Here is a 24,685-nt window from a genome sequence, read left to right as displayed (position 1 = left end):
GTATTTAAAATACTATATTAGCTAAATCATAGTATAACATAATAATCATCTATAGACAAAACCTAAATCTTATTATTTAATTTCAAGATAATTAGCTATATTAGCATCTGATGTAATCTTTCCTTTAATCAACTCTTTTTTACAAGTCATTATAGTAGTTATTCCAGGTCCATGTCCCATCTTAATACAATCACTATGAATTACAATCCCTATACTAACAGCTCCTTTAAGATATCCTCTACCATAAGTATTATCACAATCTTTCAATAATACTAAATCACCAAACTTTAGTTTATCTAATCCCAATTTTTTAATTTCCTGTCTATCTAAAGTCATAATATCATAATCTCCACTAAATGAATTCGAAGAACCTATACCAGAACCCATTAGATAAGGTGGTACTTCACATGCAACAGGAACTTCTATTTTACCATCACCTATTTCTTTAATACCTAACTTTAAAAACAAATTAGGATCTATGTTCATAATCTTTATTTCAGGGAAATCTAATAATTGAAGTCCTTGTCCATAGGCTTTAATTAATATTTTGTCATCTATAGCCATTCTTTCTAAATCTTCTTCTTTAAAATAGATAAGAACGTGGTCAATCCCACCATGTTTACCTGTTACAAAGCCTTTTGCCCCTTTAGCATCACCAGAAACCACTATTGCCTCATTACCTATACAAGAAAATAAATTTAGAGCTACATTCTCATTCTTATTTTCATTACGTATACTAACTCCAGGCTCTACATGGTCACCAACCCAGCCAAAAGCACAATCCCCTACTTTCACATTATATGTTATACCTCCAGTAGCTGGTAGTACATTTGGTATACCATCTCCACTTATTCTATAAGGAAAGCTCTGAATAGGATGATGTATTTTCCCTTGAACTGATTGCTTAACTAACTTATCAATATTTGTCTTTAGCATATAAGTCACTCCTATCATTTAAGTATTATTCTAGTCATTGCAAAAGGTACATATAATAGGTTTGATAAATATATATTAACAGCTATAAAAAATACTAAAAAACTATTGTAATCTAATTTCTTATTCTCTTTATAAAAAATATACATTATACTGCCAGAAATCAAATTTAAAATTAATGGCATTATATATGGAGCAAACTTAAACTTTAGGTAACTTGGTAAATAAAATACTGTATAACCACTATAAAATGTACTTTTAAATAATAATAAATTCAAAACTATATATAAAGATAAAAATATCATAAATTTAATATTTTCTCTATCAATCCTATATTTTCTAAGAATAAAACCTACAGGTAAAAAAATAACTAAAACATATAGAAAACTCTCCATTCCCTTTAAAAATCCAAATGCCAAAGCATAAAAAGGAGATGCTAATGCTCTATAAAATGCGGTTACATAATCACTTTTTGTATATCTATTATTTGCCAAAATAAAATCTTTATTTTTACTATTCATAAACAACTTATAACCACTTACTTCAATATCTAACCAAGTTAAATAATCCCCAAATTTAGTCCTTATAAATGAAGGTCTTTTTGATTGAGATTCAGTATTAGAAATAAAAACTACATTTGATATATTACCTTGTTTATCAATCTCTAATTCAAAAATGTCTGGATATATAGCATATTTATTTCTCATATTTATCCCTGAACATATAAGTTTAATTTTCCCATTCTCTTTATACAAAGATATACTTTCTCCTAATGCTGTTACACCATCTATATGACTATCTGTAATTTTTCTACTAACTTCAGATTTTAAAGTTTCTACATCTAAAACTTCTAACTGTAGATAAGTCCTATTTCCACCTTTGGTATTAGTAATTGGATATACTAAAAATATTTTATTATCCACTATCTCAACTTTAACATCTTTAATTACCGTATTAAAATTACTTCTAATATTAGTTATTTTTCTAATATTATTATCTAATTTATCAAGCTTTCCTAATAATATATTATTAATATTTAAATCTACTCTATCTATAATGAATATATGCTTATTATTATTTATGTCCTTTAAATAAATATTTCTTATATTCCATTTATTATTAAATTCATGTATTTTCTTTAATCTATCATTTTCAAATTTATATATATCGATATACTTATCATCATATGTTCCAATATATAATTCATTCTGCATTTCACTTAAAGTAAATCCTTCTACATTGTCAAGTAATTTAACTGGCTCAGTAAAACCTATACCTTCATTATAATAAGATACCTTAAGCTTATTATCCTTTACATAAAACAACTTGTTTTCAAGCAAATAAATATTTTTAATCTTATTTATATTAATATCCATATCAGATAATTTACTTTCTAAAATTTCTCCTGTTTTTGACGCCAAATAATATAAAAGCTTCCCTTCTTCATTAAAAGTTACTATTAATATTTTATCTTTGTAAGCTCCGATAATAGGTTCTTTATTAACAAAAGATTTTCCTATTTCTATTCCCTTACCCCATTCATTAGAAAATTTTAATGATTGGATTTTTAAATAATTGTATGTATGAAACCCTATAAAAATAATAATTGTAAATAGGAGTGCAAAAATAGTTTTAACAATTTTAAGTTTTCTCTTCATAGCTCTCCCCCTCTAAATAGCTATAATATTTTTAATAATAGTACCATTAATTAACAACTATTTCAATTATCAGAATATTAACAATTATTAATTTAATGTAATAATTCAAGTGAAAACATTCAGTTTTTTAATACAATAATTACAGTTACACTTAAGTAAAATCTTAACTATTTTAGCGTTTATGTTATAATTATATAGATATATAGTTAAAGAAAAACATTAGATTAGGAGTGATATAAATGTACGATTTTCACGTTCACAGCAGTTTCTCAGGCGACTGTAAATATACAATGGAAAATATGCTAAAAGGAGCTTTAAAAAAAGGAGTTAAACAAATTTGCTTTACTGACCATTTAGATTTTGAATATGGAAACGATTTAATAGATTTTGTGTTTGACACAAATGACTATTTTAAAGAAATTAATAGATTAAAATATAATTACAAAGGTATAATTGATGTGTTAAGTGGTGTAGAAATTGGTATGCAGCCTCATCTTGCTGATAAAAAGAAAGAGTTTATAAAAACACATGATTTTGATTTCGTGATAATGTCAATTCACACTGCTAAAGGTCAAAGCATCCATGAAGGTACTTTTTTTAAAAATAAAAACGTAAAAGATGTTTATTATGAATACTACCAAGAACTTCTTTTTTGTATTAATGCTCTTATGGACTTTGATGTTATCGGTCATATTAATCTGATTGAAAGACATGAAGACTTTATGGAAAGAACATTAGAATTAAAAGAATACTCAGATATCATTGAAACAGTATTAAAAAGAATAATAGATTTAGGAAAAGGAATTGAAATTAATACTTCAGGAATCAGATATGGTATAGGAAGTTTTCATCCAAACACTGATATACTCAAGCTTTATAGAAGCCTAGGTGGTGAAATAATAACTTTTGGCTCTGATGCTCATAAACCAGAAGATGTATGTGCTTATTATAAGGAAGCTATTGAATTGTTAAAAAGTATTGGTTACAGATATATAGCCATATACAAAAATAGAAAGCCTCAATTTATTAAAATAGAGTAAGGTTTTTACATCCTTACTCTATTTATTTTAACTCTCTTTTCAAAACCACATCTTTCACACTTAAATAAATGGCAGCATTTTTCATGCTCTACTCCATCAACAAGCTGCGTTATATCATTTGATAGATAAGGGCTATATTCATCTAAGTAGTCCACTATCGCCCCTGTATCTTTTAGTCTGTCACCACATCTTAAGCAGTATATTTCATAATTTAACATACCATTACAAAGTGGACAAACCAACTCCATTATCTACATCTCCTTTTAATTAATTTTACTTCAATAACCCTACTCTTAATCTTTGATATACACCTTAAACATATTCTTAGTTTCTTAAATAAATGTTAAATTTTCAAAATTAATATATCTTCAGTAATATTATTCCTTTAAATAAAATATGTATAATACAGTAAATATTTTGGGGTGATAGCTTGAAAAAAACTAGCTTTATATACGGTTCAATAATTCTTGCAACTGTAAATTTCATAGTTAGGTTTATAGGTTTTTGCTATAAGATAATTTTGTCAAAACTTATTGGGCCTGAAGGTATAGGCTTATTCCAAATGGTTTTTCCAGTTCTCATGTTTTTTATAACTATTACTACTGCTGGAATTCCTATAGCAGTCTCAAAATTAGTTGCTAAACAAAATTCTATCCATAATTTAAAAGGTGCAAAAAAAGTTTTTAAGATTGCCTTGTCTATAACATTCTTAATAGCTTTTGTTTTGAGTTTAATCATTTTAATAGGCAGCGACTATATTTCATTAAAGATTCTTAAAAATAAGGAAATAAATAAAAGCATCATTATGTTAGCACCAGCAGTATTAATAATTTCAATTTCATCAGTATTCAGAGGATATTTTTACGGCATGAAAAAAATCAGCCCAGCTGGTATGGCTCAAATAATAGAACAAATAATAAGAATTGCTTTCGTACTGGGAATAATCTATTATATGTATCCAGTAAGTTCAAAGCTAGGGGCTTTTATAGCAGTTTGTGGAATAAGTATTGGAGAAATTGCAGGTTTAATTTGGATGGTATTAAACTATAAACTTTTTGGTAAAAATAAAGCTATAAGCTCATCAAAACCTGTATATACTATACAAATACTTTCACAAATCTTCTATATATCAGTACCTATCACTATATCTAGATTAATTAATGTATCGATGCAACTTATAAATGCAGTACTAATTCCTCAAAGATTAATAGTAGCAGGTTACAGCCAAACAGAAGCTGTTTCAATTTTTGGTAGAGTTATTGGAATGTCAATGCCAATCATATTTTTACCATATATCGTTACATCAGCTCTTGTAATAAACATTATTCCAAATCTCTCTGAAGAATTAGCTTTAAAAAGATACAAAATGATTAAAAATGATATTCTATTATCTTTGCGAATAACTTTACTAATTTCCATACCTCTAACATTTATATATATCTTTTTCTCAGAACCTATAGCTATGTTTTTCTACGAAGATAAAATTGTAGGCATTTACTTGGGTATACTCGGTTATTCAACAATATTTTTATCACTGCAACATGTATTATCAGGTATACTTCATGGTTTAGGAAAACAAGTAATAGCAACAATAAATTATCTAATAGGAATGTTAATTCAAATATCGTCCACATATTTTCTAGTAGGTAACCCAATATTCGGTATTAAAGGTTTTTTCTTAGGCTTTATTTCAGCAACAATTATCATTAGTCTTTTGCATTATATTAGTATAATAAGAATAATGAAAATTGATTTTAATACTATAGACTATATAATAAAACCTATAATATCTTCAGTTAGTATGACTGCAATAATACTGATTATTTATAATTACCTTAGATCATTAAACACACAGAACTATATAAATTTCCTAGTATGCCTATTTATAGGTGGTTTTACTTATTTTCTAATATTAACATTGATTAAAGGACTTCCTCCTTCTCTACTTAAAAAACTTCTACACAAAAATAACCCTTAAGCTAATGCTTAAGGGTTATCCCGTGGTGCCGTCGCCCTTCTAATTCGCACCCGCTGCTCACACAGGTGGGTGTTCTATCTGTAGCTTTTGACTTCCTAATTAATTAGGCATGTCATACACTACAGAACCCGAACTCCCGGATGTCTAATGTCGGTCGAATTATCAAGGGCTTACGAACATCTCAGGATTTTTGTCTGACTTTATTATAACACAAATTTAAGCTTTTTAAAAACCTAAAAAAGCGTTATTAAAAATGTTAAAACGTAAATATCTCAAGTTATGTAAACTTTATTTGCTTTTTTGATGAAATTCAGTAGTTGACAAGCTCTAAAATACTAAGCCCTAAGACAAAGTCTTAAAGTTTCATGCTTAATTGTAATAATTGAAAAATGAAAGCGAATAATTGCAAAGCTTTAGCAAAGAAAACTTGATGAAGAATTTCAGAAAAATCCGTAGGCTTAGCATGGACGCTAAGCCAGCATCCTACAAGACAGGACGTCTTGAGTGCGTTAGGATTTTTCGAAATTATAAGTCTATGTTTTCTCTAAAGATTTGTCTATGAGCGTTATTTTTCAATTCATTAATGAATATAACTTTATTTTTAATTTAATGATTTATCAATAAATTCAATTCCTCTTCATTAATAGTCTCATTACAAATCAAATAACTAGCTATTTTTTCTAATAAATCTAGATTATCTCTCAATAACTCCAATGTTTCTTTATATAACTTTTCTAGCAAATCTCTTGTCTTATTTACTATAAAATTATTGCTGCCTAACTTATCGCCTAATAATGTTTCGTAGCTTACTAAACCAGCGGATTCTTCCATACCAAATCTACTAATTAATAACAAAGCCATTTTAGTAGCTTTTTGTAAATCATTTGAAGCTCCAGTTGTAATTTTATCTTTTCCAAAAATAATTTCCTCTGCTGCTCTACCACCAAGAGATATTTTTATATTTTTAATTATATCTTCCTTAGATTGATACATACTATTAGGTGGTATATTCATACTAAAACCTCCAGCACCTTTGGTGCTTGGTATTATTGTAACCTTTGTAACTCTATTTTCTGGTGCAATAAGTTTAGTTACTAAAGCATGTCCAGTTTCATGATATGCTGTTATTCTTTTATCCTTTAAGGATATAGTACTTTTATCCTTCTTTTCTTCACCAGCTATTACTGTGTAAAAAGCTTTATCTATGTGTTCCATTTTTATTGTTTTTTGATTACTTTTTGCAGCTATCATAGCAGACTCATTCATCAAATTCTCCAATTTAGCTCCACTAAAATATACTGTTTGATAAGCTATTTTCTTTAAATCTACATTTTTATCTAAAGGCTTATTTCGGCTGTGTAATCTTAATATCTTATACCTAGCATTTACATCTGGAAGTCCCACTTCAATTTGTCTATCAAACCTACCTGGCCTTAAAAGCGCTTCATCCAAAGTATCAATTCTATTAGTTGCTGCTATTACTACTATTCCTTCATTTCCTTTAAATCCTGACATTTCAGTTAATAAAGCGTTCAATGTTCTATCACTCTCATCACTTCCACCACCTACATTTCCTGCTCTTTTCTTTCCTAGAGCATCTATCTCATCAATAAATATTACACATTTACCAGCTTGTCTAGCTTTTTTGAACAAACTTCTAATCCTACTTGCTCCTAACCCTGCATAAACTTGTATAAAATCCGAACCTGTAACAGCAAAATAAGGAACATTTGCCTCTCCAGCCAAAGCCTTAGCCAAAAGAGTCTTACCTGTTCCAGGTGGACCATACAATAGTACGCCTCTTGGCATTCTAGCGCCATATCTCTCATATTTTTCAGGATTTCTTATAAAATCTACTAATTCTTTAAGACTTTCTTTAGCTTCATCATTCCCTGCAACATCATCAAAAGTTATAGACTTAGTATTACTAAAGTCACTTTCTATAGAAGACATATAAGCCATTTCCTTCTGAGCTTGCTTAGCTGTATTTTTACTTAAAAAGTATCCTATAAATCCGAAACTACCTAAAACTAATAATAAAGTAAGCAAATTCATTATTGCCGCATTTTGCTCAATTTCTTCAACATTTATACCTTTTGTTAAAAGACTTTCTTTAAAAGACTCTGATCTTGGATTATCTGTTATAAAATATGTCCCATCTGCTAATTTACCTTTAATCTTAGAACTATTACTTAAATAAACAGTTTCAACATTACCTTTTTCTACATACTCAATAAATTTTTTATATGAAATATTTACATAATCTTTATTATTTATTTGAAAATATATTAAAACAGAAATTATAACTATAAAAGCTGCTAATGCAAAAAATATTATCTTTCGTTTTTTAAGCACCATTATATCCCCACTTTCTAGTTTACATAATACATTTTATAGTATATCAAATTCATCATTATATGTCTAATCTACAATATTTGGTATTGTTCACATAAAATTTTTTGTATATAAATCAACAAAAAAACTTCGAGCTATGACGCTCGAAGTTCAAAATTTACTCTTTTATATCTACTTTTTTAAGTACTTCTACTAATTTATCTAGTTTTTTAGCCTGCTCTTCATTTAAAAATGGTCTTATTTTCTCAAGTTTTTTAATCTTATCCATATATTCTTCCTTTGTCATATCCTTTGAAAAGATTTTGCTATATTTCATAACCTCTAACATTAGTTCTTCTTCTGTCTTATTTGAATACTTGCTTGCTAATTCTTTTAATTCTTCTAATTGTTCCTGTTTTATCTCTATTTTACCCTTAAACTTTTCCAAAATTTCTTCAAGATTTTTTATTCTGTCGTTACCTAATTCACTACTCATGTAGACATCCCCCTTTTAACCTTTTTTTCTATATTATGTAAATAAATATGTCCATATTACACAATACATTATATTATATGATTCTCAGCAAAAATTGTGCTTCTCAATATATCTACGAAAATACACTATAAAGTGATATTATATACCCAATATACACTAGCAATAGTATTAAACCATTTAGTCTAGTAATTTCATTCCTCCTTGATAATGGAATTAACAATAATAACATCAATATTAAGGCTATTGGAAAATCGAAAAAAATATTCTGTTTTAAAAGTTTTAATGAAGTTATTACCCCTGAAATTCCAATTACTAGCGTTATATTTAAAATATTAGCCCCTATTATGTTACCTATAGATAAACCTCCATGCCCTTTCCTTAATGCAGTAATAGCTGTAACTAATTCTGGCAATGAAGTACCTAATGCTATGAGCGTAAGGCCTATAATTGCTTCTGGTACACCTAAATATCCTGCTAAAATAACACCATTATCTATAAGTAAATTAGCACCTATTAATATAGCTGTTATTCCAAGTATAAAGTTTATCGCAATTTTAATTATCTCTTTAGAAAAAATTCTCTTATTACTTTGAACCGATATTAGTGTCTTTCTACTTTTAATGCTATAAGAATTGTATATTACATATATAATAAAGAGTACTATCAATACTATTGAATCAACTCTATTAATAAAACCATTAAAGCCTAGGATAAAAAGTAGTATCATATATAAAACCATTAAGAAAGCTTTTCCACTAAATAAACTTTTGTCTATCTTACTTGGCATAATAATATTAGTAAGTCCTAGTATTAATCCTATATTACATATAATAGAACCAATAGCATTCCCTACACTCATTGTACTATGTCCTTTTACTGCAGCTGCTGCAGAAACCATAATCTCTGGTGAAGTAGTTGCTATACTTACCAATGTAGCTCCTATAAATACTTCTGGTAAACCTGATATTTTTGCTATTTTTACTGAAGAGTCTACAAACCAGTCTCCACCTTTTATAACCAAAATCAAACCAAATATAAATAGTATTGTTGAGATAAACAATATATATCACCCTAACTTTATATTTTGTTCTTTTTAAGTTAATATAACTCTTCAACATAATTAATATTTATCTATTATAGAACAAAATCTTTGATTTAAACAAATCAAGGTAGATTTTGCCTATATCCATAAATGGAAATTATATTCAAAATTATCCACAATTTAATAAGGAATATAATTTCCTATGGATTATAATAAATATTCTACCTAACATGTAACAAATTTATAATAAATATCATACTATACTGTACGAGGTATTTTAATTTTAACTATCTAGGAGGATTAAAAGTGAATAAGTTGCAAATAAGTACACCAAAACAAATTAATATAAGTCCTCTTAATAATAAATTATTATTATTTGCAGCTCTAATTTTCGTGCCAAGGTTAATTAACCAAGGATTTTCTTTGCAAAATCTACTAAAAACATCTATACTTAACAATCTTGATAAGAAAATATACATTCTAAAAAAAGTAGGCCCGTATCTACCTGAGCAAATAGTAGGCACATTAAATATTTTTATAATTAACCTTGAAAAAATAAACAGAATAATGGGACTATATGAATTTATTACAAAAGGAAAAACTTTTGAACCAATAACCCCAGTAACTAATATAACTCCAAAAGAACGTATAAATAAAATATTCCTATCTTTGCAAGAAGAAATTCCAGATGATAAACTACCTACTATAAAGCCTATGCTAGATTTAATGGTAAATATTGATAAATTTAAACCTATTATATCAACTTTATCTAAAATTACTTCTGCGAATGATAAATCAGAAATAAAAATTGATGACATGATTGACATAATAAAACCTATGCTTGGTGATGAAGAAGCAAAAAATATTGATAAAATGAAAGATATGTTCCAAATGATGGAATTACTTAATGTGCTAAATAGCAATGACGAAAGTTAAGAGAAACCTAGATAAACAGATTATCTAGGTTTCTTTATATTTTAGTAAGAAGCTTTAGTATGATCATTATTTTCATACTTAAGTTGAGTATTAATTTTTACAACATGTGAATTTTTATCATAATCTATATTTATATTAGTTGGTCTTCCATCATCTTGATGATACTCTAAATATAGATTAATTATATCTTTTGCGTGACTATCGTCTATATCCTCATAAACATCAAAATACTCTTTTTCTGGTATTGTAAGCTGGAGATGATATATTCCATTATTATCTCTTATTCGTGTTTCTAAAACACTATTTAACATTAAATCACCTCACATATTATTATTTTCCCCAAAAAAGTTTATTTTCCGCAATTATTATTTGTTATATCTTCTATTTATTAACTTTAGAACAAAATCTTCGATTTAAACAAATTAAGGTAGATTTTGCCCACATCCATTACGGAAATTATATTTAAAATTATCCACATTTTAATGTAGTTTATAACGACTCTGGCATGTAAACATGCCAGACAAAGTTTCAATAAAATCAACATTAAATTTCTAAAATATAAGATTTTATTATAATTTCCTATGGATTATCAAAAAGCTCAGATAATATTAATTTTTATAGTTTAATCATATTCTTAAAAATATATAGTATAATAGAATAAAAGGAGGAACGGAAATGGTAAAATTTTTTAGTTGGATTTTAGTGTTTTGTTTCGTTTTATATTTAGTTGGAACAATAATCCTAATTCCAATAAATGAAAAAATAATCGGCCCTTTTTTATTTGTATTATTTATAATAGCACTTATAAGCTCTATATGCTTATTAATTACAGTTATTAGAGAAAGAATAAAAGATAGAAAGGAGGAAAACAAAGATGATTTTAGTAAATACTAGTGATATTGTAGGCAAAGAAATTATAGAAACTTTAGGTATTGTTAAAGGTAGTACAATAAGAGCGAAGCATATAGGAAAAGATATAGCAGCAGTTTTCAGACATTTAGTTGGTGGTGAACTAAAGGAATATAGCGAAATGCTTAATGAAGCTAGACAAATTGCTACTAAGAAAATGGTTGAAGAAGCTGAAAAACTTGGTGCCGATGCAATTATTAATATACGTTATTCTACATCAGCAGTTATGCAAGGAGCTGCAGAAATTTTAGTATATGGTACGGCTGTAAAAATTAAAGATGCAGATTAAAAATAGCGGCTTTTTTAGCCGCTTAGTTTTTCTATAAGCAACTTCATATCTTCAGGTAACTGAGCAAAAACTAATTTTCTCTCTTTTTTTCTAGGCGTTATAAAACTAAGAGAGTAAGAATGTAGTGCCTGTCTATCAATCAATTGACTAGGTCTATTATATAATGAATCACCTATTATTGGATGTCCTATATGACTTAAATGAACTCTTATTTGATGAGTTCTACCTGTTTCTATATGTATTTCTAGTAATGTCGCATTTTTATAACGCTCTAATACTCTATAATTCGTTATTGCTATTTTCCCATCTTCTAATACAGTTCTTTTTATAGAAATATCATCATATCGTCCTATAGCCTTTTTTATTGTGCCCTCATCGTCTTTTACTATACCTTCCACTATAGCTAGATATCTTTTTTCAACTATATTAGATTCAAATTGCTGCGCTAACTGCTGATGTGCAAAAGGATTTTTAGCAATAACAAGAATACCAGATGTATCCATATCAAGCCTATTTACAAATCGCACCTTCTTTTTTATCTTTTTTTGCTTAAAATAATATGCAACCCCATTTGCAATCGTATTATCTGGATGACTTTTAGTAGGATGTACAACTATTTTAGGTGGTTTATTTAATATAAGTAAATCAAAATCTTCATATATAACCTCTATTGGTATTTGCTGAGGTATATTTTCATCTATTTCATCATCCATAACAATAGTTATTTTATCTCCCTTTTTAGCAATTTTATTAGTTTTTATTCTTGAACCGTTTAAAAAAACCGATTTAGTCCTTTCAAGTTTTTTTAAAAATCTATCTGAAATGTTAAATTTGTCTTTTAAAATTTCTTTTATTAACAAACCATCCTCGTCTACATAAAAATCAATTACACTTTCACTTTCTTTTTTTGCAGTCATAAATTGCCTCCAATCCATATATTCTAGTTTGTTGTTAAGATTAGTATTATTTTATGCTATAATTATTATAGCATAGTAATTACAAATAATAATATAATCAACTTTATTGTTTCAAATCATTAATTCTAAATTGGAGGGATAATTTTGTCCTTTGCAGGATTCGACAATAATATAATCAATATTATACATAATAATAGAAATGATTCTATTAAAACAGCTGAAATTTTGAAAGAAAAGCTAACCCAAAAAGGTTTTCAAATTGCCGAAGGTTATGATTATAGTGCCGCATTAAATATTTGTATTGGTGGAGATGGTGCTTTCCTTAAAGCTGTACATAATTATGACTTCCCTGATATACCTTTTATAGGAATTAACACAGGACATCTTGGCTTTTTTCAAGAAGTTTCTCCTGATAAAATAGATAATTTTATAGATAATCTAGTTAAAGGCAAATATAAGATTGAAGAAATTTTTCTCGTAGAAGCATTAATTTGTACTAGAACCAGCTGTATTGAATTAATTGGAGTAAATGAAATTGCAATTAAAGGAATAGAATCAAAGACAATTCATCTTGACATATCGATTGATGATACTTACTTAGAAAGACTTAGCGGCGACGGTGTAATAATATCTACTCCTGTAGGCAGTACTGCATATAGCTATTCCGCTGGTGGAAGTATAGTTCATTCATCTTTAAGAACTCTTCAAATAACTCCTTTAGCACCTCTCAATTCTAACGTTTATAGAGCATTAACTTCTAGTATAATTGTACCTGAAAATATGTCTATTAAAATTAATCCTGAATATAGATTTGAAAATTCTATTCTAATTGTAATGGATGGTCAGCAGTATAAATTTGATAATATAGTTGAAATAAACTTTAAATTATCTGACATGACAATAAAAATGCTTACTTTAAAAAGTAAAAACTTTTGGAATAAAATAAAAGAAAAATTTTTATAATGCAAAAAAGGCGGCATTGCCGCCTTTAAGACTATAGACAAAATAAAGTTATAATAATTGAAAAATAAAAGTGAATAATTACAAATCTTTAGCAAAGAAAACTTGATGAAGAATTTCAGAAAAATCCGTAGGCTTAGCATGGACGCTAAGCCAGCATCCTACAAGACAGGACGTCTTGATTAGGTGCGTTAGGATTTTTCGAAATTATGAATCTTAGTTTTCTCTAAAGATTTGTTTATGAGCGTTATTTTTCAATTTCTATAATAAACTCTCCATTTCATCAAGTAATTTGTTAAATAATTTTAGAGCATTATCTACAGGTTGTGGTGTAGTCATATCTACTCCTGCCTTTTTAAGTACGTTAATTGGATAATCTGAACTACCACTCTTCAAGAAATCAATATACTTGTTTACTGATTCTTTACCTTCTTTTAGAATTTTCTGTGATAATGCTATAGCAGCAGAAAAACCAGTCGCATACTGATATACGTAGAAATTATAATAAAAATGTGGAATTCTTGCCCATTCCATTGCTATTTCATCATCAATAACAATATCTGGTCCATAATATTTCCTATTTAACTCTTTATACATTCTACATAAACTATCAGCTGTTAATGACCTTCCGTTTTCAACTTCTTCATGAATCAATTTCTCAAATTCTGCAAACATAGTCTGTCTGTAAACCGTTCCTCTAAACTGCTCTAAATAATGATTTAAAAGATATAGTTTTTCATCTTTATTATTAGTTTTATTAATCATATACTCCATTAATATAGCTTCATTAACAGTAGATGCAACTTCCGCTACAAAAATACTATAACTACCATATATATAAGGCTGATTTTCTTTTGAATAATAGCTGTGTAAAGAGTGTCCTAATTCATGTGCTAATGTAAATACACTATCTAAATTATCCTGATAATTTAATAGTATAAACGGATATGAATCGTATGTACCCCAAGAATAAGCCCCACTTCTTTTACCTCTATTTTCATAAACATCAATCCACCTTGAGTTAAATCCTTCTCTAACTATTTCTATATATTCATCTCCTAAAGGTTTAAGTCCCTCTAACACTATTTTCTTTCCTTCTTCATATGGTATTTCCATCTCTATATCTTTAACTAAAGGTGTATATAAATCGTACATATGTAATTCATCTAATCCAAGTACTTTCTTCCTTAACTTTACGTATCTATACATTGAAGAAAGATTATCATGTACTGCTTTAATTAAATTATCATATACTTCAATAGGAATATTGTTCACATCAAGTGCAGCTTCCAATGAAGAGTTATATTTTCTTACCTTACTGTAAAAAATATCTTTTTTTATGTTAGCTGATAATGTTACAGCAAAAGTATTTCTATATTTGTTATAAGTATCGTATAATCCTTTGAATGCATCTTTTCTAACTCTTCTATCTTTACTTTCCATTAGTTTTATGAATTTTCCATGAGTTATAGTAATTTCATTTCCGTTTTCATCTATTATAGTTGGAAACTTTATATCAGCATTATTTAACATCCCAAATATTGTTTCAGGTGAATTAGCTAATTCTCCAGCTTGTGCAATAATAGCTTCTTCTTCTGGTGAAAGATAGTGTTTTTTCCTTCTTACTATTCTTTCAATATAATGCCTATACAGTTTTAATCCTTCAACATTATTTAAATAATCATTCAAAACACTTTCTTTTATCGAAAGTATTTCTGGCACAATAAAAGAAGTACTTTCTTCAACTTCTACCATTAAACTTGTTGCTCTGTCTGTTAAAGCCTGATACTTATCATTTCTTGTATCTTCATCTTTCCTCATTTTTGCATATGTATAAACATTTTCAATCATTCTTGACATTTTACTTTCTAATTCTAGTACTTCTAATAATATTTCTCCACTTTCCCCTACTTTACCCTTATACTGCTTAATTTCCTTAATAAGTTTTTTGATAGTTTCAAAGTCTTCCTCCCACTTATCATCATTTTCATACATACTCTCTAAATTCCATTTAAATTTTTCTTCGATTTCATTTCTTTCCTTAAGTACATCCTTAGCACTACTCATCAACAACTCCCCTTTCCCAACTTAGTTAAAATACACCTAACATTATTTTATACTTTATTAATAAGGTTTACCACTTTTTTCTTGTTTTTCAACAAAAAAAACAAACAACAGACTATGAACAAAATAAATTTATACTTTTTCAACAGCCAAAATTAATGTATAACATTAACTCTTTAGTTTCTGTAATTTTTCACGTTTATTGCTTAAAGTTAAACTTTAACTTTAAATATACGACTATGTCGCCTTTAGTTTTTATCCTAATATAATCTCTACAACATGTTCTCTATTATCATTAACTAAATGTATAAATTTTTCTCTTACAATGCTACCATCTATATATATCTTATCTACTCCTCTGTTTACTTTATTTGGATTTTTAACTTTTATTTTATAAATTGTATCTTTATATCTATACATAATCTCATATTCAAACCAATTTTTAGGAATGCATGGATCTATAATAAGTTTATATCCTTCTTTCTTTAATCCTAAAATATATTCAATCCCAACTCTATACATCCAACCTGCTGCACCTGTATACCATGTCCAACCTCCCCTGCCAATATGTGGACTTACTGCATAAACATCTGCAGCCATAACATAAGGTTCTACTTTGTAAGTAACACATTCAATAGATGTTCTTGTATGATTTACAGGGTTTATCATGTTATATAATCTCCATGCCTTATCACCATCTCCCATCATTGCAAAAGCATTTATTACCCATGTAGCTGCATGTGTATACTGTCCCCCATTTTCTCTTACTCCAGGCACATATCCTTTTATATATCCAGGATCTAACTCACTTTTATCAAATGGAGGTGTAAATAGAAGTATTAGCCCCTGATCTTCTTTTATTAAATATCTTTCTACAGAAGCCATTGCTACTTTTACTCTTTCTTTATTTCCATACCCTGATATTACAGCCCAAGATTGTGCCAATGAGTCAATCTTACATTCTGTATTTTCAAAAGAACCTAATGGTGTGCCATCATCAAAATAGGCCCTTCTATACCACTTACCATCCCAAGCATTTTCCTCAATAGCTTTTGCAATTTTTTTAGCTTCTTCTAGATATCTTTTTGCTCTTCTGTCGTCTCCTTTTTTTTCACATATTGGAGCAAATTTATTTAAAATACTACATATAAACCATCCTAGCCAAATACTTTCCCCTTTTCCTTTGTTACCAACCTTATTCATTCCGTCATTCCAATCTCCTGACCCTATTAAAGGAATTCCATGCTTTCCAAACTTTAAAGACTTTTCTATTGCTCTAATACAATGTTCATAAACTGTTGATATTTCATTCGATACTCTTGGTATTTCATATCTCTCATCCTCGTATTCTTTCAAAGGCTCACTTTCAATAAACCTAACCTTTTCATCTAATATTTTAAAGTCACCCGTTTTATTAATATACTCAACAGTCGCCAAAGGAAGCCATAGCAAATCATCAGAAAACTTCGTGCGAATTCCTTTGTCTACATTAGCCGAAGCTGTCGGATGCCACCAATGCTGTACATCTCCTTCTACAAACTGATGTGAGCAATGAAGTAAAATCTGCTTTCTAACATCCTCTTCTATAGCATATATTGAATTCATAGCATCCTGAAGCTGATCTCTAAAACCATAAGCACCTCCCGATTGATAAAAGGCAGATCTTGCCCATAATCTACAAGATATAGTTTGATATAAAAGCCAGTAATTTAACATTATATCCATTGATTTATCTGGTGTTTTAACTTTAATAGCTCCAAGAATGCTTTGCCATTTATTCTTAACTTCTTTTAGAGCTTCCTTACATTTATTAATATTCTTGTATTTGTGTACTGCATCCTTTACATCGTCTAAATTATCATATTGTCCTAGCATAAAAACTAATTCTTTTTCTTCATCGGCATCCAAATCAATAATAGTTTGAATTACAGCGCATGGATCAAAACCTGCTCCTACTCTATTAGATAACCCTTCTCTTTTTAAAGCTTCTGGCGAACTTAAATCTCCTTTATATCCAATAAATTCTTCTCTATCGCCTGTATAACTTCTCGCTGACTGAGAAGTATTTATAAAAGTAATACGTTCAGGAAAATCTGTATTATACGGGTTTTTTATTATCAATGTACCCGTTTCGTTTTCAATTTGCGTAATTATATGCTGCTGTGTAATTTGGTCGCTTACTCCTAATACAGGGCGTACATAGTATGTTAGCGTAAGTTTTCTACTGAATCCAGAATTATTTTTTAATCTTATTAAACTAATTTTTACTTGATCTTCTTTAGGAACAAACACAGTAAGTTCTTGATTTATTCCGTTACTATTATGTTTAAATTTTGAATAACCAATACCATGTATTATAGTATAAGATTCGTTTTCTCTTATTGGTAGTGGAGTTATAGACCAAACCTTACCTGTGTCTTCATCTCTTAAATAAATTACTTCTCCTGGTGTATCACTTACAGGGTCATTTGACCAAGGTGTTATTTTATTTTCTCTGCTGTTTTCTGCCCATACAAATCCTGAACCGCTCTCTGTAACCAAAAATCCAAATTTTTTATTAGATATTACATTTACCCATGGTGCTGGTGTATATTGATTTTCCTTAAGTTTTATTACATACTCACTACCGTCCTTTGTAAAACCTCCATATCCATTGAAATAAAATAAATCTAAATCTTCCTCATCTCTATTTATAAAAATCACATTATTTTCATTAAAGCTTTTTTTCTTTGGATAATCAAATTTAACTATATTTTGCTTAACCTGCGTTCTTAGTAATCCTCTTTCACCATCTAAAACAACTCTAGCTACTGTATACAAAAGTATTTTATCTTCATTAGGCATATGACTTGCGTTTAAAATAAATATTCCTCCTCTTCTATTTAACATATCTTTACTTCTGCTATTTAACACCGTATCTCTAATTAATTCTTCTAAAGGTTTAATATAGCTACTTTCATATTCATTAAGGATAACTAAATCTACTTCTAGCCCTTTTATTCTAAAGAATTCATGCATTTTTAAAGCTTCTTTTAAAATATCTATTTGCTGTTCATCATTTATCGAAACAAGTAAAATAGGAATATCACCCGAAATGCCATAAGCCCATAATCCTGGCTGTCCTTTTCTATTTTTAGATATTTTATCCTCATTATATCTTCTTAAAGGACTTAAATAAACAATATGAGATAATAATTCTTCATAAGTATCAAATTCTTCGTTTTCTAGATCTAAATAACTAGTCTCTACTTGACTTCTTAAATCACTAAGCTGAAATGCCCGTGATATTGAATAAATATCATGATACTTTCTTACAAGATCAATAACTTCCTTTCTACTATTTCCAATACCAACAACAAATGATATTTTAATACTTTCTCCACTTTTAATTTTAACTAATCTTCTTAAACTCATTATTGGATCTAACACTATGCCTGTTATATTACTTAAAGGCTGGTCTAAAAATTTCGCATTTTTTAAACTTCTGCATCTACCAATAAAGTTTGCTCTATTAGTTTCATATTGCAGTTCCCCAACACTTTCACCATCAACAAAAACTGAATGAAATGCCCAAACAGACTTTTTACCATGTTCTCTTGGTCTTCTAGAAGCTATAATACTGTTATATTCAAGTATAATCTCTGTCCTTATAAACAAGTTATTAAAAGCTGGGTGAGCAACATCTGCCATGTGCTGTGAAATAATTGATTCTAAATAACTAGTAACTTCAAGTGTAACTTCTTTTGTATTATGGTTAGTTATTGTAACTGTTCTAATTTCTACATTATCATCAGATGAAGTTATAATCTCTGTTCGTGTTTCAATGTTATCATCTTTTCTGAAAAATTTAGCCTTATTATACTCGAATTCTACCTTATATTCGTCAGGTTCTTTATAAAATGGTTTATACGTTGCAGACCAAACTTTATTGTCTTTTAAAGATTTTATAAGTATAAAAAATCCATAATCTCCCGTAAAGATATCTTCTCTCCATCTTGTTATATGTATATTTTCATATTTACTATATCCACAACCTGTATTTGTAATTAAAATTGTATATCTACCATTAGAAATCAAATGACATTTTGGCAAAGTTCTTTCTGGCATACCAAATTGTCTTATAAATATCTTATTCTTAGTTCTTATCCTTCTTTTAGGCTCTATTTCTTCCTTATTTTCCTTTGTAATAATCGCATACTGAGGAATTTTTTCCTGTAGGAGTACTTCTCCTGCCTTTATCATTGGTTCAGAATGAAAATGTGAAATAATTATATTATTGTTTAAGAAATTATTAATTGAAGTTAATATCATCCCTTGATGATGGGCCATATAGCTTTTTACAATACCTTTTTCTACACCAAAAGGTATTCTTTTTTCAGTATAATCAACAGCTTCATAAAACCCATATTCACCCTCTAGTCCTTCTTCGATAAGTGCATCCATATTCTTTAAAGCTTTTTTTCGGTTAAAAATCAGAGCCAAAAAGGTTGAATATGGCGATACTACTATATCTTCAACAAGACCTCTCTTAAGTCCTAAATCTGGTACACCAAAAGCTCTATATTGGTAATTAAAATACATATCGAAAGTATAGTATCCTGACTCAGAAATCCCCCATGGTATACCTCTTAATAAGCCATATTTCATCTGTGCTTTTAAAGCTGCATTATAAGTTTCATGTAATAATGTATTTTTGTAGGTTTTCATAATTAAAGCAGGCATGAAATATTCAAACATTGTACCAGTCCATGAAACGAGACTTCTATATCCATCTACTACTGTTAAAGATCTACTTAACTTAACCCAATGTTTTCTAGGTATCTCACCTTTAACTATTGCAATATAGCTTGCTGTTCTTGCTTCTGATGCAAACAAATCATAAAATGTAGTAGTAAGTTGTTTTTCTGAAACATTATATCCTATTGCAAAAAGATTTCTTCTATAATCATATAATGACTCAAATTTAGTATTATCAATTATTTTCTCTATTCTACTTACTAATGACTTAGCTTTATCTATTAAAACAAGCACATTTTCATAAATTCTACTTAATTCTTCTTTGATATCAAATAAAGTTTCTCTATTTTCATCTGAAAAATTGCTATCAATTAATATATTTATTTCTTTTATCAAATTCCTATAAATATCTTCTAATTGTAAGATTGAATATTTTTCAAGTTCTTTTAAACTTTCAAAACTGCTCGATATTTTTTTATTGTTATCTAAAAATTGTTTAAATAAACTTTCTATATGCTTTCTATCAACATACAAACTCTTACTTTCTTCATTAAAGTATTTAAGCATATTAATTAATCTTAAACTTAAATTTTCTTCCTCTCTTAAAGACAATAATTGATTTAATATATCTTTCCATTTACTATAAGTTAAGTTATCTTCTTCTATCAATTCTAGAAGTATTGGAATCATGATATTATCTCTCTGTTCATATATATAGACTGTATCTAATAATCCTTTAACATGATTTATATCTATTATCGGTTTATTTAAATAATATAATAATCCCTGCTTAACAGTTATCAAATAAGCAATAAAATTTCCACTATCTACTGTAGATACAAAATACGGCTTTAGTGGCTCTAAAGTTCTCGTATCATACCAATTATATAAGTGACCATTCCAAGTTTCTAATTTCTCTACTGTTGTTAATGTTTTATCTATTCTATTTAACATTTCTGTAGTAGAAATATAACCTAAATCTCTTGCAGTAAGTATTGAAAGTAATAAAAACCCTATATTAGTTGGAGATGTTCTATATGCCAATCCATTTGGTGGATATTCTTGATAATTGTCTGGAGGTAAGTAATTGTTTTCCACATCTGAAAAGTCCTCGTAATAAGCCCAGGTTTTTCTTGCAACCCTTCTTAGTTTTTTCTCTTCTACTTCATTTATATCATCAATTGACTCACTTTCTATACTACTTAACTTATAAGCTAAATAAGGTGATAAAACCCAACTTATAGTTATTACTGCTGAGATTATTGTATTTTCAGGTCTTACAAATATTGTTAATACAAAAAACAATATTGTAAGTAAAACTGCCTTATACATTCTTTTTATATAGCTAAAAAAATCGTTAGCAAGCCTTTTTTCAATGTCAGTTGCTGTTGTCCATTCTAGTAAATTCCTTTTAGTTACAACCAATCTCCATAAAGTCCTCACAATAGCATCTAACATCATATATGCCTCATATGGTAAAAATATAAATCTATAAAATGTCTGATACAAATTTCTCTTAATATCGCTAGTTAAACCTTCATTAAACTTTTTTCCAAACTCTAAATAACCATTTAACAAATAATCTAATAATCCTAAAAATAATTGAACAGTAAGAGATAGTCCAGCTAATCCTAGCCAAATCAACTTATTTCCTGGGAAAAAAGCAATTGAAATAATAATTAAAATTAGTGTGAATATAGGAACAAGACTTCTTCTTAAATTATCTAGTATCTTCCACTTAGATAATGTAGAAATAGGATTATGTATAATATTACCTTTTCTATCCCTAATTTTAGGCAGTAGCCACCTTATAAGCTGCCAATCACCTCTCACCCATCTGTGAAGTCTCATTATATATGAGCTATATTTGGTTGGATAACCATCTATAAGTTCGATATCTGTAGCTAATCCTGTTCTTAAATAACTTCCTTCAAGAAGGTCATGGCTTAATACAGTATTATCTGGTATAGCATTTCTTAAAGCTTTATCAAAAATCTCTACTTCATATATTCCTTTACCTGTAAATATTCCTTCATTAAACAAATCTTGGTAAACATCAGAAAAAGCAGTAATATATGGTTCTAATCCTACCTGTCCAGAAAAAATATTGGCAAAAGACGAGCTGTTTGAGCTTTCTATATCCACACTAATTCTTGGCTGTATTATTCCATAACCTTGTTTAACAATACCACTTTTTTCATCAAACACAGCTCTATTAAGAGGATGAGATATAGCTCCTATCAGTTTTTTTGCTGTCTCTAAAGTTAGTTTTGTATCAGAATCTATCGTAATTACATATTTTATTTTGCCTATCAAATTTTCAATCTTTCCAACTGTATAGAAAAATGAAGTGTCATTAGCTCCTTTTAAGAGCTTGTTTAATTCGATTAAAGCTCCTCTCTTTCTTTCCCACCCCATCCATCTGTTCTGTTTTTCATTAAATTGTCTCTTTCTATGCAAGTAGTAAAATATGTCTTTTTCTGCAGCATACTTTTTATTAAGCTTGTCAATTTCATATTTAGCTTTCTCTAATATTTCATCATCATAAATTTCTTTTTCAAAATCAGAATCTTTAAAGTCTCCAACTATAGCGAAGTATATGTTATTTAATCTGTTAGCTAAATAAAAAACCTCTAATTTACTAGTTAACTCTGTTATCATTTCCTTATTTGATATTAATGTCGGTATTATTACTAAAGTACTTAATTCTTTAGGAATATTTCTTCTAAAATCTATTTTAGGTAAAAAAGTTGGCTTTATAGCATGTGTAATTAACCAATTTATAAACATTATAACAATATTGCTTACTGGTATAGATATAACTATACCAGCTAATACACTTAAAATAACACTTTTTCTCACTGATGTATTATAATGATAAAATACAAGCATTATAGTTATTGAAAGCGTCAATAACAAAATAGGAGCAATATAAACAAAAGTAGATTTTGATCTGAATCCATTTATACCTATTTTCCCTAGCGTTTTAAATAAATCATCCCTACCCTTATCTATAATATAATAGCCAATATGTTTCTTCTTTTCATCATCTATATCAGCAACTTCAGATAACTCATGAGCCCTTCTTGCTACAATAAGTTCTGATGTGTTACATAATCTAGAAATATACTGTATCTCTCGTCTATAGAAATCTCTTGATTCATAATCCATTTTAGGATATACACCACTAGGGTCTTTTTTAAGTACATTTTCTACTACAGAAATTGATTCAAAAATTTCATTCCAATCTATAGTTGATATCAGCTTTAGACTTAAAATTGCATTACCCATAGATATTCTTCTAGCTGATTGTTCAGTATGTTCGTCTTTAATAATAACATCTAAATTCTTATTAACATCTAATAATTTTTTATTTAAAAGCTCTCTTATTTCACCTTCATCTTTTTTTGTTCTTTTTACTTTTCTTATAAGATATTCAAAAAATGAAGGTGATAATTCATTTATATTATCCAAATAATCCTCTAATACTCTAACTAAATCACCTTGTTTTTTATATGTCAGATTGTTAGCTTTTTCCCAATCATTATGGGTTTTCTCGATTTTTTCACATATTATTCTAATAAACTCTATTAACGCAAGTCTCATCATTACTGATAAAGACCATATTTCACCAATAGAAAGTATATTTTTAGTTTGATATTTATTGATACAATTAATTAATTGATTTTCATCTAGTCTGCCATCTGTATGTGATATAATCTCAAGTGCTACTGCATATATTCTTGGATATCCTTTAAGATATCCATCAGTTAGTACTTCTAATACCATGTATTTATCGTTTCTAAGCCTTTTTCTCATCTCTTTAAACTGCTGCTTAATTATATAAAAATTATCAAGCAACCATTCTGAAGCATAACTTACATCTTTGCCTCTTTTTAAATCAAAATTTAATCTTTCATATAACTTAGATATATATCTAAAGTTGTCTTCAAGCCTATGTAAAAGCAATTTATTTACTTTTTTCCTAGAAGAAACATTATGCATTTTAGCTACATCTATAATATGTTCTTCTAACTCTTCTGGGCTTAACAATATATCTTTTACGCTAACTTTTTTTACTAATCTTTGTTTCTTTTCAGCAAATATTATTACAAGAATAACTATAGCTAACAAAGCAAAAGCTACACTCATAGGCTCGATTCCTCCTTTGTTACGAACAAAATCAAAGGCTAAATGCCAACTTTATTGAAAAAACAAATTATATATGAAAATAAAAGCAAATGCTTAAAAGAATTTAGTTAAAAAACTAGGTAAAAATTTTGAAGAAAATCCGTAGGTTTGACAGGATGTCAAACCAGCATCCTACAAGACAGGACTCTTGATTAGGTGCGTTAGGATTTTCTAAAAATATAAGCCTATAGTTTTTTCTAA

Annotated in this window: 16 protein-coding genes and 1 other RNA gene; 6 read left to right on the top strand and 11 right to left on the bottom strand. The window is 28.2% G+C overall.

Annotation, left to right across the window (positions count from 1 at the left end):
- Positions 1–72 precede the first annotated feature (72 nt).
- Together BFN48_RS01890 and BFN48_RS01885 are read right to left on the bottom strand one after the other, a co-directional pair.
- Positions 73–936: a DUF4438 domain-containing protein gene (locus BFN48_RS01890; RefSeq protein WP_069649175.1), complete on the bottom strand. Its 864-nt coding sequence runs from the start codon at positions 934–936 to the stop codon at positions 73–75.
- Between the two features lie 14 nt (positions 937–950).
- Entirely contained in the window at positions 951–2,591 is a 1,641-nt protein-coding gene (locus tag BFN48_RS01885) for a hypothetical protein (RefSeq protein ID WP_069649174.1), read from the bottom strand.
- A 239-nt stretch (positions 2,592–2,830) separates the two neighbouring features.
- On the opposite strand from BFN48_RS01885, the gene BFN48_RS01880 reads away from it, so the two are divergent.
- A complete protein-coding gene (locus BFN48_RS01880) occupies positions 2,831–3,631 on the top strand; it encodes a histidinol-phosphatase HisJ family protein (protein WP_069649173.1) in 801 nt (266 codons plus the stop codon).
- Positions 3,632–3,636: 5 nt separating this feature from the next.
- Here the strand turns inward: BFN48_RS01880 and BFN48_RS01875 are convergent, their stop codons facing one another.
- The gene (locus tag BFN48_RS01875) at positions 3,637–3,879 is read right to left on the bottom strand and encodes a hypothetical protein (protein WP_069649172.1); all 243 of its coding nucleotides are present in this window, start codon (positions 3,877–3,879) and stop codon (positions 3,637–3,639) included.
- Between the two features lie 182 nt (positions 3,880–4,061).
- Here BFN48_RS01875 and BFN48_RS01870 point away from each other — a divergent pair, with 182 nt between their 5' ends.
- Positions 4,062–5,609: a putative polysaccharide biosynthesis protein gene (locus BFN48_RS01870; RefSeq protein ID WP_069649171.1), complete on the top strand. Its 1,548-nt coding sequence runs from the start codon at positions 4,062–4,064 to the stop codon at positions 5,607–5,609.
- 13 nt (positions 5,610–5,622) lie between these two features.
- Here BFN48_RS01870 and ssrS read toward each other — a convergent pair.
- From ssrS to BFN48_RS01850, 4 genes are all read right to left on the bottom strand, one after another.
- Positions 5,623–5,800: non-coding RNA, 6S RNA (ssrS, locus tag BFN48_RS01865), on the bottom strand.
- Between the two features lie 415 nt (positions 5,801–6,215).
- Positions 6,216–7,967, bottom strand: coding sequence for an ATP-dependent zinc metalloprotease FtsH (gene ftsH / locus BFN48_RS01860; RefSeq protein WP_069649170.1), 1,752 nt, complete (start codon positions 7,965–7,967; stop codon positions 6,216–6,218).
- Between the two features lie 154 nt (positions 7,968–8,121).
- The gene (locus BFN48_RS01855; RefSeq protein WP_069649169.1) at positions 8,122–8,439 is read right to left on the bottom strand and encodes a hypothetical protein; all 318 of its coding nucleotides are present in this window, start codon (positions 8,437–8,439) and stop codon (positions 8,122–8,124) included.
- Between the two features lie 112 nt (positions 8,440–8,551).
- Positions 8,552–9,499, bottom strand: coding sequence for a calcium/sodium antiporter (locus BFN48_RS01850; protein ID WP_069649168.1), 948 nt, complete (start codon positions 9,497–9,499; stop codon positions 8,552–8,554).
- Positions 9,500–9,787: 288 nt separating this feature from the next.
- Between BFN48_RS01850 and BFN48_RS01845 the strand changes: the two genes are divergently transcribed.
- Positions 9,788–10,417: a hypothetical protein gene (locus BFN48_RS01845; protein ID WP_069649167.1), complete on the top strand. Its 630-nt coding sequence runs from the start codon at positions 9,788–9,790 to the stop codon at positions 10,415–10,417.
- A gap of 41 nt (positions 10,418–10,458) precedes the next feature.
- Here BFN48_RS01845 and BFN48_RS01840 read toward each other — a convergent pair whose 3' ends face one another.
- Positions 10,459–10,728, bottom strand: a complete 270-nt coding sequence (locus BFN48_RS01840; RefSeq protein ID WP_069649166.1) for a hypothetical protein — start codon at positions 10,726–10,728, stop codon at positions 10,459–10,461.
- Positions 10,729–11,092: 364 nt separating this feature from the next.
- On the opposite strand from BFN48_RS01840, the gene BFN48_RS01835 reads away from it, so the two are divergent.
- Both BFN48_RS01835 and BFN48_RS01830 read left to right on the top strand, forming a co-directional pair.
- Positions 11,093–11,311, top strand: a complete 219-nt coding sequence (locus BFN48_RS01835; RefSeq protein ID WP_069649165.1) for a hypothetical protein — start codon at positions 11,093–11,095, stop codon at positions 11,309–11,311.
- Entirely contained in the window at positions 11,292–11,615 is a 324-nt protein-coding gene (locus tag BFN48_RS01830) for a YbjQ family protein (RefSeq protein WP_069649164.1), read from the top strand. The genes BFN48_RS01835 and BFN48_RS01830 overlap by 20 nt, the downstream gene beginning before the upstream one ends.
- Before the next feature lie 14 nt (positions 11,616–11,629).
- On the opposite strand, the gene BFN48_RS01825 is transcribed toward BFN48_RS01830, so the two are convergent.
- Positions 11,630–12,532 carry an RluA family pseudouridine synthase gene (locus tag BFN48_RS01825; protein WP_069649163.1) on the bottom strand — a complete coding sequence of 301 codons (903 nt, stop codon included), beginning with the start codon at positions 12,530–12,532 and terminating at the stop codon, positions 11,630–11,632.
- A gap of 144 nt (positions 12,533–12,676) precedes the next feature.
- Between BFN48_RS01825 and BFN48_RS01820 the strand changes: the two genes are divergently transcribed.
- The gene (locus tag BFN48_RS01820; protein ID WP_069649162.1) at positions 12,677–13,495 is read left to right on the top strand and encodes an NAD(+)/NADH kinase; all 819 of its coding nucleotides are present in this window, start codon (positions 12,677–12,679) and stop codon (positions 13,493–13,495) included.
- Positions 13,496–13,753: 258 nt separating this feature from the next.
- Here BFN48_RS01820 and pepF read toward each other — a convergent pair whose 3' ends face one another.
- Both pepF and BFN48_RS01810 read right to left on the bottom strand, forming a co-directional pair.
- Entirely contained in the window at positions 13,754–15,559 is a 1,806-nt protein-coding gene (gene pepF / locus BFN48_RS01815) for an oligoendopeptidase F (protein ID WP_069649161.1), read from the bottom strand.
- A 252-nt stretch (positions 15,560–15,811) separates the two neighbouring features.
- Positions 15,812–24,445, bottom strand: coding sequence for a GH36-type glycosyl hydrolase domain-containing protein (locus BFN48_RS01810; RefSeq protein WP_069649160.1), 8,634 nt, complete (start codon positions 24,443–24,445; stop codon positions 15,812–15,814).
- Positions 24,446–24,685 lie beyond the last annotated feature (240 nt).

Origin of the sequence: Caloranaerobacter ferrireducens (assembly GCF_001730685.1) — a bacterium.
GTDB lineage: Bacteria > Bacillota > Clostridia > Tissierellales > Thermohalobacteraceae > Caloranaerobacter > Caloranaerobacter ferrireducens.
The sequence above is the reverse complement of the archived record's forward strand: the minus strand, read 5'-3'. Positions and strand labels throughout refer to the sequence as shown.

Bases quoted from the DNA above. Each gene is read 5' to 3' on its own strand.
- BFN48_RS01890 (WP_069649175.1), bottom strand. From the start codon at position 936: ATGCTAAAGACAAATATTGATAAGTTAGTTAAGCAATCAGTTCAAGGG.
- BFN48_RS01885 (WP_069649174.1), bottom strand. From the start codon at position 2,591: ATGAAGAGAAAACTTAAAATTGTTAAAACTATTTTTGCACTCCTATTT.
- BFN48_RS01880 (WP_069649173.1), top strand. From the start codon at position 2,831: ATGTACGATTTTCACGTTCACAGCAGTTTCTCAGGCGACTGTAAATAT.
- BFN48_RS01875 (WP_069649172.1), bottom strand. From the start codon at position 3,879: ATGGAGTTGGTTTGTCCACTTTGTAATGGTATGTTAAATTATGAAATA.
- ftsH (WP_069649170.1), bottom strand. From the start codon at position 7,967: ATGGTGCTTAAAAAACGAAAGATAATATTTTTTGCATTAGCAGCTTTT.
- BFN48_RS01855 (WP_069649169.1), bottom strand. From the start codon at position 8,439: ATGAGTAGTGAATTAGGTAACGACAGAATAAAAAATCTTGAAGAAATT.
- BFN48_RS01840 (WP_069649166.1), bottom strand. From the start codon at position 10,728: ATGTTAAATAGTGTTTTAGAAACACGAATAAGAGATAATAATGGAATA.
- BFN48_RS01835 (WP_069649165.1), top strand. From the start codon at position 11,093: ATGGTAAAATTTTTTAGTTGGATTTTAGTGTTTTGTTTCGTTTTATAT.
- BFN48_RS01830 (WP_069649164.1), top strand. From the start codon at position 11,292: ATGATTTTAGTAAATACTAGTGATATTGTAGGCAAAGAAATTATAGAA.
- BFN48_RS01825 (WP_069649163.1), bottom strand. From the start codon at position 12,532: ATGACTGCAAAAAAAGAAAGTGAAAGTGTAATTGATTTTTATGTAGAC.
- pepF (WP_069649161.1), bottom strand. From the start codon at position 15,559: ATGAGTAGTGCTAAGGATGTACTTAAGGAAAGAAATGAAATCGAAGAA.
- BFN48_RS01810 (WP_069649160.1), bottom strand. From the start codon at position 24,445: ATGAGTGTAGCTTTTGCTTTGTTAGCTATAGTTATTCTTGTAATAATA.